Genomic DNA, 12,871 nt, shown 5'->3' with positions numbered 1-12,871 from the left:
CGCCTCGGCAGGGCCCGCCGACGGGGCCGCCCCGGCGGCGCACCGGCCTTCGATGGACAAGACGGACGCGAAGGACGCGTCCGGCGCCGCGAACGCGCCGAGCCCCGGAGACGCGATGCGCGGCGCGGACGCGAAGAACGCGGCGGACCGGCCCGAGCGGGACCTCGAACGCCTGCTCGACCGCTTCCGCGACGACGTGCGGGACGTCGCCCGCGACCACGGCGTCACGGCGGCCCAGCTCGGCGAGGTCCGCCGCCACCTCTCCACGGCGGCCGCCCACATCACGGCGCTGCTGCACACGGGATCCGGCGGCGGACGGGACGACTGAGCCGCCGGGCGCCCGGGCGCGGGCCGTACGGCGCCACCGGGCCGGCCCCGAGTCGTCGCGACAGGAGCGCCGGGCCCGGGCGGCGTCCGCCGGACGCGTCCGGGCGGGTGGCGCCGCCTCCGGGCCCGTCGGCGGCGTCAGATCGTCAGCACCAGCTTGCCGAACAGGTCGCCGCCCTCCATCCGCGCGAACGCCTCGCGCGCCCGGTCCATCGGCAGGACGTCGTCGATCACCGGCCGCACACCCGTCGTCGCGCAGAACGACAGCAGGTCCTCCAGCTCGTCGCGGGATCCCATCGTCGAGCCGACGACCTTCAGTTCGAGGAAGAAGATACGGGTCAGCTCGGCGTTCGAAGGCCGGTCGCCGCTCGTCGCACCGGAGATGACCACCGTGCCGCCCGGGCGCAGCGACTTGACGGAGTGCGACCAGGTCGCCGCCCCCACCGTCTCGATCACGGCGTCCACCCGCTGCGGCAGCCGCGCGCCCGGCTCGAACGCCTCGACGGCGCCGAGCCGGACCGCCCGCTCGCGCTTCGCCGCGTCGCGGCTCGTCGCGTACACCCGCAGCCCGGCCGCGCTGCCGAGGACGATGCACGCCGTGGCCACGCCCCCGCCCGCGCCCTGCACGAGCACCGAGTCGCCGGGCCGCACGCCCGCGTTGGTGAACAGCATCCGGTACGCGGTGAGCCAGGCCGTGGGCAGGCAGGCCGCGTCCTCGAAGCTCAGCTCCCGGGGTTTGGGCAGCACGTTCCAGGCGGGCACGGTGACGCGTTCGGCGAACGTGCCGTCGTAGGCCTCCGTGAGGATGGAGCGGCGCTCCTTCGGCCCGACGCCGTGCCCGCTCTCGCCGATGACGGAGTGGACGACGACCTCGTTGCCGTCCTCGTCGACGCCGGCCGCGTCGCAGCCGAGGATCATCGGCAGCCGGTCCGCCGGCAGTCCCACCCCGCGCAGCGACCACAGGTCGTGGTGGTTGAGGGAGGCGGCCCGTACCGTGACGGTCGTCCAGCCGGGCCGCGCCGCGGGCTCCGGACGGTCACCCAGCTCAAGGCCGTTGAGGGGCTGGTCCTTGTCGATGCGTGCTGCGTAGACGGCGAACATGCGACGACCATAGGCGCGCCTGTGTGCCGCACGGAACACCGCCGCGTGCGGCGCCCGTGATGCGTGGGACACACTGCCCGGGGCCGGGCGGGAACGCGGGGCCGGGGCCGCCGAACCGGCACGGCCCCGCCCCCGCGCCGGTTCAGCGGCGCGCGACCCCGTCCACCCGGGCAGCGGCGGCCACCGCGGCCGTGACCGCCGGGGCCACCCGCTCGTCGAACGGCGAGGGGATCACGAAGTCGGCGGCGAGTTCGTCGCCCACGACGTCCGCGAGCGCCTCGGCCGCCGCGATCTTCATGCCCTCCGTGATCCGCGAGGCCCGGACCTGCAACGCGCCGGCGAAGATGCCGGGGAAGGCCAGCACGTTGTTGATCTGGTTCGGGAAGTCGCTGCGGCCGGTGGCCACGACGGCCGCGTACCGGTGCGCGACGTCGGGATGGACCTCGGGGTCCGGGTTGGCCATGGCGAAGACGAACGAGTCCGGGGCCATCGACGCGACCGCGGCCTCCGGGACCGTACCGCCGGAGACGCCGATGAAGACGTCGGCGCCCTTGAGCGCGGACTCCAGCGACCCGGTCACACCTGCCTTGTTGGTGAGTCCCGCGATCTCCCGCTTGACGTCCGTGAGGTCGTCGCGGTCGGCACTGACGACGCCCTTCCGGTCCGCCACGGCGACATCGCCGATTCCGGCCTCCAGCAGGAACTTCGCGATCGCGACGCCGGCCGCGCCGGCCCCCGAGATCACCGCGCGCAGGTCGCCGAGGCCGCGCCCGGTGAGCTTGGCGGCGTTGCGCAGCGCCGCGAGCGTCACCACGGCCGTGCCGTGCTGGTCGTCGTGGAAGACCGGGATGTCCAGGGCCTCCTGGAGCCTGCGCTCGATCTCGAAGCAGCGGGGGGCGGCGATGTCCTCCAGATTGACACCGCCGAACGACGGGGCGAGCCGCACGACCGTCTCGACGATCTCGTCGGTGTCGGTGGTGGCGAGCGCGATCGGCACCGCGTCCACCCCGCCGAACTGCTTGAAGAGGATGGCCTTGCCCTCCATCACGGGGAGGGAGGCCTCCGGGCCGATGTCGCCGAGCCCCAGCACCGCGGTGCCGTCCGTGACGACCGCCACGACCTGCGACTTCCAGGTGTAGTCGTGCACGAGCTCGGGCTTCTCGGCGATCGCCGTGCACACGCGCGCGACGCCGGGGGTGTACGCGAGCGAGAGCTCGTCGCGGTCCCGCACGGGCACCGTCGCGCTCACGGCGAGCTTGCCGCCCCGGTGCAGGGCGAAGGCGGGATCGAAGGGCTCGTCCGATTCGCTGTCCGTCTCCGCGCCGGTGCGCGGGTTGACGATCTCGGCTGCCATCTGATGTGTCCCCTTTGTTTCATTTGTTCGAGGGTGGTCCCGGGGTCCGTCCCTGATCGAGGGGCGGGGCGACGCGCCGCACGCGCGTCCTCAAGTCCCGGTGGGGAAAAAGTCATTCATACCCGACAGGCGCCGTCACCACGCGCGCCGCGGCACGGCGCGGGCGGCCGGAGATTCTCCGGCCGGGCGGGAGGCGTCCCGGAAGAAGGCCCCGACGCGTCGGCGCCGGGTGTCGGTGCGGGGGTGACCCGTTATCCGATTTTGACATGCCCGGCGACGTGAAGCCGACTGTCCGAATGGCAGGATGCCCTAATCACACACGGTCGCGACACCCGAAGAAGCGTGCACGTCCACCTGGCAGACACCCCTTGCCGTCACAACACGGTGACCCACCTCGGAGGACCCGAACATGAGTACCACCCCTCGCACCAACGCCGCGCGGTCCCGGATCGCCGCCGTCGGCGCGCTCGCGGTCGCGGGCGCCCTGGTCCTGACCGGCTGCGGCGACCAGACGAAGAAGGACAGCGGGGGCGGTTCCTCCCAGGCGTCCGGGGCCGCGAGCGGCGCGCTGCACGACAAGCTGCCGGCCGAGATCCAGCAGAAGGGCGTCATCAACGTCGGGTCCGACATCGCGTACGCGCCGGTCGAATTCACCGACAAGTCGGGCAAGACGGCCGGCATGGACCCCGACATCGGCGCGGCCCTCGGCCGGCAGCTGGGTGTCAAGGTCAACTTCCAGAACGGCACGTTCGACTCGCTGGTGACGGGCCTGCGCGCCAAGCGCTACGACATGATCATGTCGGCGATGACGGACACCAAGGACCGGCAGAACGGCATCGAGGACGGCAAGAAGGTCGGCGCGGGCGTCGACTTCGTCGACTACTACAGCGCGGGCGTCTCGATCTACACGCAGAAGGGCAAGACCCAGGGCATCAACGGCTGGGACGACCTCTGCGGCAAGACGATCGTCGTCGAGCGCGGCACCGTCTCCGAGGACCTCTCGAAGGCCGAGGCGAAGAAGTGCCCGGCCGGCAAGAAGGTCAAGATCGAGTCGTTCGACACCGACCAGCAGGCGCAGGTCCGCCTCAAGAGCGGTGGCGCCGACGCCGGTTCGTCCGACTCCCCGATCGCCGCGTACGCGGTCAAGACCTCCGGCGGGGGCAACGACTTCCAGCTGGTCGGCAAGACCGTCCAGGCCGCCCCGTACGGCATCGCGGTGACGAAGGGCGACACCCAGCTCTCCGGCGCCCTCCAGCAGGCCCTGGACGCGATCATCAAGAACGGCGAGTACCAGAAGATCCTCCAGAAGTGGGGTGCGCAGGACGGCGCCATCACGTCGGCCGTCCTCAACGGCGGCAGCTGACCGACGCCGCAGGGCGCCCCGCACGCACCACGACGCCCGACCGCCCCGCCGGTGGCGGGCGGGGGCGCCCCGGACCGAGGGCCGAGAGGACCGAGAGGCAGACAGACCTGTGAGTGTCGACATCAACAACAAGGCGGAACCCGCCGACTCCGTGCCCGCACCGCCGGAGGCCATCCGCGCCGTCCCGGTGAAGCACTACGGGCGGTACGTCTCCGGCGTGATCGCCGTCGCCGTGCTCGTCCTGATCATCTACGCCTTCTCGCAGGGCAAGGTGAACTGGGGTGCGATCCCCGACTTCTTCTTCGACGGCCGCGTGCTCGGCGGCGTCGGCAAGACCCTGCTCCTGACGGTGCTCGCGATGCTGATGGGCGTCGTGCTCGGCGTCGTCCTGTCGGTGATGCGCCTGTCGAAGAACCCGGTGACCTCGTCCATCTCGTGGTTCTACATCTGGTTCTTCCGGGGCACGCCGGTCTACGTGCAGCTGCTGGTCTGGTTCAACCTGGGCCTGGTCTTCGAGTACATCAACCTCGGGCCGATCTACAAGGACTACTGGTCCTCGTTCATGACGCCCTTCCTGACGGCGCTGCTCGGCCTCGGCCTCAACGAGGCCGCGTACATGGCGGAGATCTGCCGCGCCGGCCTGCTCTCGGTCGACGAGGGGCAGACGGAGGCCTCGCAGGCGCTCGGCATGAGCCACGGCAAGACCCTGTGGCGCATCGTCATCCCGCAGGCGATGCGGGTGATCGTGCCGCCGACGGGCAACGAGGTCATCAACATGCTGAAGACCACCTCGCTGGTCTCGGCGGTGCAGTACTCCGAACTGCTGCGGGTCGCGCAGGACATCGGGCAGACCTCGGGCGCCGCGGCGGAGATGCTGTTCCTGGCCGCCGCCTGGTACCTGATCCTGACGACGGTCTTCAGCGTCGGCCAGTTCTACCTGGAGCGCTACTACGCGCGGGGGTCGAGCCGTTCGCTGCCGCCGACGCCCTGGCAGAAGGTCAAGGCCAACGTGCTCTCGCTCAGCAACCGCTCCGGAGGAGGTGCCGCCGCATGACCGCGATGGTGAAGGCCGAGGGCGTGCACAAGTCCTTCGGCGCCGTGCAGGTGCTCAAGGGGATCGACCTGGAGGTCGCGCCGCGGGAGGTGTTCTGCCTGGTCGGGCCGTCCGGCTCGGGCAAGTCGACGTTCCTGCGGTGCATCAACCACCTGGAGAAGATCAACGCCGGGCGGCTGTACGTCGACGGCGAGCTGGTCGGCTACCGCCAGCACGGCGACAAGCTGTACGAGCTGCGCGACAGCGAGGTCGCCCTCAAGCGGCGCGACATCGGCATGGTCTTCCAGCGCTTCAACCTGTTCCCGCACATGACGGCGCTGGAGAACGTCATGGAGGCGCCCGTCCAGGTCAAGAAGGAGGCGCGGTCCGCCGCCCGGGCCCGCGCCGAGCGGCTGCTGGACCGGGTGGGCCTGTCGGACAAGGCGGGCAACTACCCCTCGCAGCTCTCGGGCGGGCAGCAGCAGCGCGTCGCCATCGCCCGGGCGCTGGCGATGGAGCCGAAGCTCATGCTGTTCGACGAGCCGACGTCGGCGCTCGACCCCGAGCTGGTCGGCGACGTGCTCGACGTCATGCGCGACCTCGCCGCGGACGGCATGACGATGATCGTGGTCACCCACGAGATGGGCTTCGCCCGCGAGGTGGGCGACGCCCTGGTGTTCATGGACGACGGCGTCGTCGTGGAGTCGGGCCACCCGCGCGACGTGCTCGGCAGGCCGAGCCACGAGCGCACGAAGGCCTTCCTCTCGAAGGTGCTGTGACGCGGCCCCTCGGGGGCGCGCACGCGGGGCGCGGCGACGGCCCACAAGGCCGTCACCGCGCCCCGCGGCGCGTACGGGTGCAGCTGATCGGCGGGATGGGACGGGCGATGCGCCCGGTGGATCCCCGGCGGCCTGCCCGGCGCCCGCGGTCTCCGCTTCCATCCGCGACCCGAGTGGCGCCCGTCGGTCCTCCCGTGGCCCGCGCGGCACCGGCGGTTCTCCCGCGGGCCACGCGGCACCGGCGGTTCTCCCGCGGGCCGCGGGCCGCCGGACGCCCGTTGGCCCGGCAGGGCTACTTCAGGCCCAGGACCATGCTGTCCGAGGGCGAGGACCACACCGTGCGGGCCTCGCCGAAGCCGGCGGCCAGCAGGGTGCGCACGTGCCAGTCGGGCGAGGGCGTCTCGCCGTCCGCGTGGCTGCCGTAGATGCGGAAGCGCTCCGCCGTCGGCCCGGCGAGCACGGGGTCCGCCGCCGCGGTCGCCCACCACTCCTCCCAGCCGAGGACGCCGGCCGCCCGGGCCCGGTCCATGCGCGCGTGGCGCTGTGCGCGGTCGGCCGCGTCGATACGCGGGGTGCCCTCGTGCTTCATGTGGTCGGCGTTGAGGAAGACGCCCCCGTCGCGGGTGAGGCCCGCGATCCGCCCGTACAGCCCGGCGAGCGGCTCGGCGCGCAGCCAGTGCAGGGCCGTCGCCGTGAGCACCGCGTCGTACGACTCGTACGGCAGGGCGCTCGTCCAGTCCGGGTCCGTCAGGTCCGCCGCGACGAAGGAGGCCCGCTCGTCGCCGGCGAACGTGCCGCGCGCGATGGCCAGCAGGGCCGGGTCGAGGTCGACCCCCGTGCTGGTGGCCCCGGGCAGGCGCGCCAGCAGCCGGGCCGTGATGCTGCCCGTCCCGCAGGCGAGGTCGAGCACGCGCGGCTCGGGACCGGTCAGCGCCTCGACCATGTCGAGCATGACCCGGAACCGCTCCTCCCGGTCCGGCATGAAGTACTCCTGCTGGCGGTCCCAGCTCTCCTGCCAGGCCCGCCAGTCGGTACCGCTGCCCGCTTCCCGTACTTCCGGCATCAAAACCTCCGCCTCGCCACGCCAGCTGTAATACCCTGGGTCCAGGTACAGCCATTACTCTCGATGCGCGGAACACTAGACCGCCGCCGTAAGGACTGCAAGTGGATCTGGCCTCTTACTCGGATTACGCGGTGCGCCTCGTCAACACCGAGGAGCCGCTGCGGGGCACCGACACGCTCACCTCGGTCGAGGCCGTGCGCACCCTCTTCGGCGGCGCTTCCCAGGTCGCGCGCCGGGCCACCGAGGCGGACGTGACCCGGCTGCGTTCCGTCCGCGGACGGCTGCGGGCGGTCTTCACGGCCGCCGACGAGGGCGACGAGACGCTCGCGGTCGACCTGCTCAACGCCCTGCTGCTGGACTTCCCCGTCAGCCCCAAGGTCTCCGGGCACGACACCCTCAACGACGAGGGCCGGCCGGACTGGCACATGCACCTCGCGGAGCACACCTCCAACGCCACCGCCGCCTTCGCGGCGACGGCCGCGATGGGCCTCGCCTTCCACCTGACCGGCTACGGCGTCGACCGGCTCGGCCTGTGCGAGGCCGCGCCCTGCCGCAACGCCTACCTGGACACGTCGACCAACCGGTCGCGGCGCTACTGCTCGGACCGGTGCGCCACCCGCGCGAACGTGGCCGCCTACCGGGCCCGCAAGCGCCTGGAGAGCGAGCGGTCGCCGAGCACCGGGCGCAGCGCCGACGACAGCCACGCGAGCGTGGCGCCGAGCGAACGCTGATCGCGCTCCCGCGGGCGGTAGCGGCACAGGACCCGGGCGAGCAGCAGTTCGTCGGGCACCGTCCCGAACAGCCGGCTGTCCCCCTCGGCGGCCGGGTTGTCGCCGAGCACCCACCAGCCCCCGTCCCGGCGCTCCACCAGCCGCTTGACGATGAGCAGGTCCTGCTGGAGGGGGTGCTGCAGGACGGCGACGTCACCCGCCCTGACCGGGGCCCGGTACTGCACGAGGAGCTGGTCGCCGTGCCGGAGGGTGGGATACATCGACGGCCCCGTCACCTCGGCGATCCCCAGCGGCACCCGGGCCTCCCGTGGGTTACGCCCCTGCTCCGCCATCCGGCACCTCCCGCTGCATCCTGCGCTCCGCCGTCGGTCCCATTGTGATGACGGACTTTTGTCCTAAGCCCCAGGGGGCACTCGCGAAATCAGGCTTCTTACAGAGTAATGTCGCACCTGAGAAGACGATCACGAGGAAGGACAGCTCATGCTCTCCCGCCTGTTTGCCCCCAAGGTGAAGGTCAGCGCGCACTGCGACCTCCCCTGCGGCGTCTACGACCCCGCTCAGGCCCGTATCGAGGCGGAGTCCGTCAAGGCCGTCCAGGAGAAGATGGCCGGCAACGACGACGCCCACTTCCAGGCGCGCGCCACGGTCATCAAGGAGCAGCGTGCCGAGCTCGCCAAGCACCACGTCTCGGTGCTGTGGAGCGACTACTTCAAGCCGCCGCACTTCGAGAAGTACCCGGAGCTGCACCAGCTCGTCAACGACACCCTGAAGGCCCTCTCGGCCGCCAAGGGCTCCAAGGACCCGGCCACCGGCCAGAAGGCCCTGGACTACATCGCCCAGATCGACAAGATCTTCTGGGAGACCAAGAAGGCCTGACCCCCACTCAGGCCGCACGACCCGCCTTCGCACGGGTCGTCCGGTACCCCGCCCGCACCCGGACCGCGGGGCCGCCCCGATCGGCGGCCGTGACGGTCCGGGTGCGGTTTTTCGTGCTCCTCCCCCGGGAGTCCCCGGTGGCCGGGGCCGCGCGGCCCGTCCACCGGCCGGCAGCATCCCCGCGCGCGGGACCGGCACAGTCCCCTCCCCACCCCTCGGCGCGGCGGCCGGGCGGGCCTGGCCCCGGGCACGGCCCGCTCCGGCGGGCGGGGCCGCCGTCACCACCGAAGTGCCGCTTGACCTCAACTGCCCCGCACAGCACACCCGTCGCACCTGTCGCACCAGGCACGTGACGGCCGGAAAGTGTCATGAAGTATTGTGCGAAGTCTCGCGCCGTGGCTCAGAGCTGACATAGGGTCACATTCCATGACGGGCTTGCCGAACGCGGCTATCGACAGCACCAGACCGCGCACCGCCGGGGTGTACGACTACCTCCTCGGCGGGCACGAGCACTACCGCGTCGACCGGGAGATCGCCGAGCGCCTGCCGCGGGCGGCCCGCGAGGGAGCCCGGCACAACCGCGCGTTCATGCACCGGGCCGTGCGCTGGCTGGCGCACCAGGGCGTGGACCAGTTTCTGGACATCGGCACGGGCTTCCCCGCCGAGCCGAACCTCCACCAGGTGGCGCAGGAGGTCGATCCGGCCGCCCGGGTGCTCTACACCGACAACAACCGGCTCATACTGCGCTATGCCGAGGCGCTGCTCGTCAGCCGCCCCGAGGGCATGACCGACTACCTGCAGGCCGACGTGCGCGATCCGGCGGCGGTCCTCGACGGGGCCCGCGCCGTCCTCGACTTCCGGCGGCCCGTGGCCCTGACGCTCATCGGGCTGCTGCACTTCCTGCCCGACAGCGCCGACCCGCACGCACTCGTCGCCGCCCTGGTGCGGGGCCTGCCGCCGGGCAGCTACCTGGCCCTGAGCCACGCCGCTTCGGACCTGCACGCGGAGCACGCACAGGAGGTCGTGGCCGCGTACGCGGGCGGCGGCGTCACGCTCGCGCCCCGCGACCGGACCGCGTGCGCCCGGTTCTTCGACGGGCTGGGCATGGTGGCGCCGGGGCTCGTCACCGCGACGCAGTGGCACCGGGGCGAGCCGGTGCCCGACCCCTCGGAGATCGGACTGTACGCGGGCGTGGCGCGGGTGGGCTGACGCCTCCGCCCCGGCCCCCGCGCTCCCTCGCGCCTCGTGCGCCCCGGGCGCCTCTTCCGCGGTCCGGCTCGGCCCCGCGGCGGGGCTCGCCCGGACGGCCGTGGCGCCGTGCGGCCGCCCAAGGGGGTTTTCCGTACGGTCACCCGGACGTGACGCGGGGAATCGTGTCGGCTTGGTATTTTGCGCCATGGACATCAGTTCCTTCTCGGCCCGCCAGGTCGGCGGGCAGGTGGTCGGGGATTTCCGGTTGCGCCTCACCGTCGGTGCGGGGCGGGCCCTGGAGGTGGCCGGGTGGGCTCGGCAGTGGGGGTTCGCGCTCGAGAGCGGCGTGCTCGACCGGGGGCGTACGCAGGGGCGGCCGACCGTGGTGCTCGACGGCCGGGGCGATCTCGCCGCCGAACGCGCCGCGGCCGGCCGGTGGGCCGCCAGGCTCGCGTCCGACGGGTTCCGGGTCGTGCGGACGAGGATCGAGGCGGCCCCGTGGAACGACGGGGTGCCCACGACCGACCGGGAGGCCGCCTTCCAGCCCGACCGCTGGTTCGCCCACCGGGTGACCGTGCGGCTGCCCCTCCCGTACGACACGCGGCGCCTGTCGGCCCTCGCGGGCCTGCACACGGCGCACCTGTCGCGCCGGGTGCGCACGGCGCCCGCGCGCGGCGTCCAGGAGAGGGTGGTCGTGCAGTGTGCGCGGGGAGTGGGCCGGCAGGGCGCCAGGGCCCGGCTGGAGGATCTGCTCAACGGGCTGGCCGAAGCGGAGCTGCGGCCGGTGGACGTCGAGGAGGCCTATGTGGTGTACGACGACGGGCCCGCCGGCGTCCTGTGACACGGGTGGCGCCGACGACTCGGTGTGCCCGGGACGCGGCGCGGCGCTCCCCACGGGAACGGTGCCCGCCGCGAGGGCCTCACCGCCGGCGTCCGGGCCGACGGCTCCGGCACTCCTCCGGGCGGTGATGCCGTGAACACCGCTCCTCTCAATTGGATTTGACGTGTCGTCAGGCGCCCACCAGCGTCCTGCCCGTCAGGTCGGTGCCGCCCGGGAGCTGGTGGCGGATACGGCCGAGGGCGCCCTCGAAGTCACCGCCCGCGATGCCCGACGCGTAGGCGGCGCCGCCCCAGTGCAGTGTGAGCGACAGCTCCGGGCCCTTGTCACCGAGCGTCAGAAGGCAGCTCAGCGTGGCCTGTTGGGCTGCCCCGTCCACGTTCACGGGCAGCGGCATGTCCCACTCCATGACGCATCCGGTGAGGGCCGGTCCGTCGGCCACCGGCTCCAGGGTGGCGAAGTCACCGCCCTCGTACGGGACTCCCCGGACGGCGGTGCGCAGACGCCCGCCGTCGGAGAGAAAGGTGATCGCTTCCGCGCCCTGGCGGTCCCTGTACCAACCCGCCCATGTATCGCTCGACTCCGCTGTCATGGCGCGGACTGTAGCGGCATCCGATCTTCCGCCGCCGGTCGGGGCACCGATCGGCGGGACGGCGGCCCCCGGAGCGGCCCGCCTGGCACTCCCCCGGGCGGGCCCCGGTGGCGGGCCGGCACACGGTGTGAAGGCCCACACGCACGAGGGACACACTTCCCCGGACCGCACCCGCGCGGACGGGTCGGACATCCGCCCGCGCCCCGATCCCTGATCCTCGCGCCGTCGCACTCCCGCCGCCGCGCACACCGCCCGGACCCCGACTCCGGCGCCGGCGCCGGCGCCGTGCGGCATCCGGACCCGGCATCGGCCGGGACCCGGACTCCGCGTGGTCGGGGATCCGTTTCCGCTCGCCGCCCCACGGACGAGCCCGGCCGCGCGCCCCGCGGAGCCCGGCTGGACTGCAACCGCCGTGCCGTGCAGGGGGTTTCAGTGCGTCCGGCGCGTGACGAACTCGGCCAGCGCCAGCAGTTCCTCGGCCGCGGACAGGTCCGGCACGGCCCGGGACAGCTCCTGCACGGCGCGCGCCATCCGGTCGGCCGCCTCGTTCTGCGCCCAGTCGCGGCCGCCCGCACGCTCGACCGCCGAGGCGGCGCGGCGCACCGCTGCGGCGTCCATCGGGTGCCGGTACAGCTCGGCCAGTTCCTCGGCCGCCTCCGTGCCGGAGGCGAGAGCCGCGACGACCGGCAGGGACTTCTTGTGGGAGGCCAGGTCCGCACCGGCCGGTTTGCCGGTGCGTTCGGGGTCGCCCCAGATGCCGATGAGGTCGTCGATCAGCTGGAAGGCGAGCCCCGCCTCGCGGCCGAACGCGTCGAGGGCGGCCACCGCCTCGCCGTCGGCGTTCGCGTACAGAGCCCCGAGCGCGCAGGAACTGCCCAGCAGGGCACCCGTCTTGGCGGTCGCCATGGTGAGGACCTCGTCCAGGGTGACGTCGTCCGGGGCCCGGTCCTCGAAGGCGCAGTCGTTCTGCTGGCCCGCGCACAGCTCGATCACGCAGTCCGAGAGGCGGGTCACCGCTGCGGCGGACGCCGGGTGCGGGTCCGCCGCGAGCAGCCTGGCCGCGAGCGACATCATCGCGTCGCCCGTGACGATCGCGTCCGGGACGCCGAAGACCGCCCAGGCGGTGGGGCGGTGGCGCCGGGTGGGGTCCTCGTCGATGACGTCGTCGTGGAGCAGCGTGAAGTTGTGGGTCAGCTCGACCGCCACGGCGGGCCGCACCGCGCCCAGCGGGTCGGCTCCGAGGGCGCGGGTGGCCGCGAGGACGAGCGCCGGTCTGATCACCTTCCCGCCGCCCTGGTGCACGGGTCTTCCGTGCTCGTCCTCCCACCCGAGGTGGTAGCGGGCGACCCGCCGTATCGGATCGGGCAGGGACGCGACGGCGGAGCGCAGTTCCGGGTCGACGAGCGCGCGGGCACGCTCCAGGAGTGCCACCGCCTCGTGGCCGCCGGTCGCCGCATCCGGGCTGGTCATGGTCATGGGCTGCTTCCTCGTGCGGGAGTGCCCGCCCGGTGCCGCGGGCTGCGCCGCGTAGGGCTGGGGCGTGGATGGGGACGACGGGCCCCGGGGCAGGCCGCGGGCCGCCAGCGGCGCCGCGACCGGCCGCACGCGACGGCCGTCGGCACG

General features: G+C 73.1%; 13 protein-coding genes and 1 pseudogene. 8 read left to right on the top strand and 6 right to left on the bottom strand.

The window, feature by feature from the left end; genetic code table 11:
- Positions 1 to 328: pseudogene (locus tag L1885_RS13725) on the top strand (PadR family transcriptional regulator); the annotation flags it as partial.
- Positions 329 to 465: 137 nt separating this feature from the next.
- On the opposite strand, the gene L1885_RS13720 reads toward L1885_RS13725, so the two are convergent.
- Positions 466 to 1,428 (bottom strand): zinc-binding dehydrogenase, encoded by a 963-nt coding sequence (locus L1885_RS13720; RefSeq protein ID WP_235797369.1) that lies wholly within the window; start codon positions 1,426 to 1,428, stop codon positions 466 to 468.
- Positions 1,429 to 1,570: 142 nt separating this feature from the next.
- The gene (locus L1885_RS13715; RefSeq protein ID WP_235797368.1) at positions 1,571 to 2,782 is read right to left on the bottom strand and encodes an NAD(P)-dependent malic enzyme; all 1,212 of its coding nucleotides are present in this window, start codon (positions 2,780 to 2,782) and stop codon (positions 1,571 to 1,573) included.
- Positions 2,783 to 3,191: 409 nt separating this feature from the next.
- Here L1885_RS13715 and L1885_RS13710 point away from each other — a divergent pair, with 409 nt between their 5' ends.
- The 3 genes from L1885_RS13710 (at position 3,192) to L1885_RS13700 (ending at position 5,957) form a co-directional block, all read left to right on the top strand.
- Positions 3,192 to 4,145, top strand: coding sequence for an ABC transporter substrate-binding protein (locus L1885_RS13710; RefSeq protein WP_235797367.1), 954 nt, complete (start codon positions 3,192 to 3,194; stop codon positions 4,143 to 4,145).
- A 109-nt stretch (positions 4,146 to 4,254) separates the two neighbouring features.
- On the top strand, positions 4,255 to 5,199 hold the full coding sequence (locus tag L1885_RS13705; protein WP_235797366.1) for an amino acid ABC transporter permease: 945 nt from the start codon (positions 4,255 to 4,257) through the stop codon (positions 5,197 to 5,199).
- Entirely contained in the window at positions 5,196 to 5,957 is a 762-nt protein-coding gene (locus L1885_RS13700) for an amino acid ABC transporter ATP-binding protein (protein WP_308117323.1), read from the top strand. The genes L1885_RS13705 and L1885_RS13700 overlap by 4 nt, the downstream gene beginning before the upstream one ends.
- 292 nt (positions 5,958 to 6,249) lie before the next feature.
- Here the strand turns inward: L1885_RS13700 and L1885_RS13695 are convergent, their stop codons facing one another.
- On the bottom strand, positions 6,250 to 7,020 hold the full coding sequence (locus L1885_RS13695; protein ID WP_235797365.1) for a class I SAM-dependent methyltransferase: 771 nt from the start codon (positions 7,018 to 7,020) through the stop codon (positions 6,250 to 6,252).
- Positions 7,021 to 7,121: 101 nt separating this feature from the next.
- On the opposite strand from L1885_RS13695, the gene L1885_RS13690 reads away from it, so the two are divergent.
- The gene (locus tag L1885_RS13690) at positions 7,122 to 7,751 is read left to right on the top strand and encodes a CGNR zinc finger domain-containing protein (RefSeq protein ID WP_235797364.1); all 630 of its coding nucleotides are present in this window, start codon (positions 7,122 to 7,124) and stop codon (positions 7,749 to 7,751) included.
- Here L1885_RS13690 and sodX read toward each other — a convergent pair.
- Positions 7,655 to 8,083: a nickel-type superoxide dismutase maturation protease gene (sodX, locus tag L1885_RS13685; protein ID WP_235797363.1), complete on the bottom strand. Its 429-nt coding sequence runs from the start codon at positions 8,081 to 8,083 to the stop codon at positions 7,655 to 7,657. The genes L1885_RS13690 and sodX overlap by 97 nt on opposite strands.
- Before the next feature lie 148 nt (positions 8,084 to 8,231).
- Here sodX and sodN point away from each other — a divergent pair, with 148 nt between their 5' ends.
- The 3 genes from sodN to L1885_RS13670 all read left to right on the top strand — a co-directional run bounded on the left by sodN (position 8,232) and on the right by L1885_RS13670 (position 10,659).
- The gene (gene sodN / locus L1885_RS13680) at positions 8,232 to 8,627 is read left to right on the top strand and encodes a superoxide dismutase, Ni (protein WP_235797362.1); all 396 of its coding nucleotides are present in this window, start codon (positions 8,232 to 8,234) and stop codon (positions 8,625 to 8,627) included.
- A gap of 426 nt (positions 8,628 to 9,053) precedes the next feature.
- Positions 9,054 to 9,836 carry an SAM-dependent methyltransferase gene (locus tag L1885_RS13675; RefSeq protein WP_235797361.1) on the top strand — a complete coding sequence of 261 codons (783 nt, stop codon included), beginning with the start codon at positions 9,054 to 9,056 and terminating at the stop codon, positions 9,834 to 9,836.
- Positions 9,837 to 10,023: 187 nt separating this feature from the next.
- Positions 10,024 to 10,659, top strand: a complete 636-nt coding sequence (locus L1885_RS13670; RefSeq protein WP_235797360.1) for a hypothetical protein — start codon at positions 10,024 to 10,026, stop codon at positions 10,657 to 10,659.
- Positions 10,660 to 10,828: 169 nt separating this feature from the next.
- On the opposite strand, the gene L1885_RS13665 is transcribed toward L1885_RS13670, so the two are convergent.
- Positions 10,829 to 11,248: a DUF6304 family protein gene (locus L1885_RS13665; RefSeq protein ID WP_235797359.1), complete on the bottom strand. Its 420-nt coding sequence runs from the start codon at positions 11,246 to 11,248 to the stop codon at positions 10,829 to 10,831.
- Positions 11,249 to 11,677: 429 nt separating this feature from the next.
- Complete coding sequence (locus L1885_RS13660; RefSeq protein ID WP_235797358.1) at positions 11,678 to 12,724, bottom strand: family 2 encapsulin nanocompartment cargo protein polyprenyl transferase; 1,047 nt, start codon at positions 12,722 to 12,724, stop codon at positions 11,678 to 11,680.
- Between the last annotated feature and the right edge of the window lie 147 nt (positions 12,725 to 12,871).

This window comes from Streptomyces fuscigenes, assembly GCF_021556455.1.
Taxonomy (GTDB): domain Bacteria; phylum Actinomycetota; class Actinomycetes; order Streptomycetales; family Streptomycetaceae; genus Streptomyces; species Streptomyces fuscigenes.
This window is presented reverse-complemented; position numbering and strand designations above follow the sequence as displayed.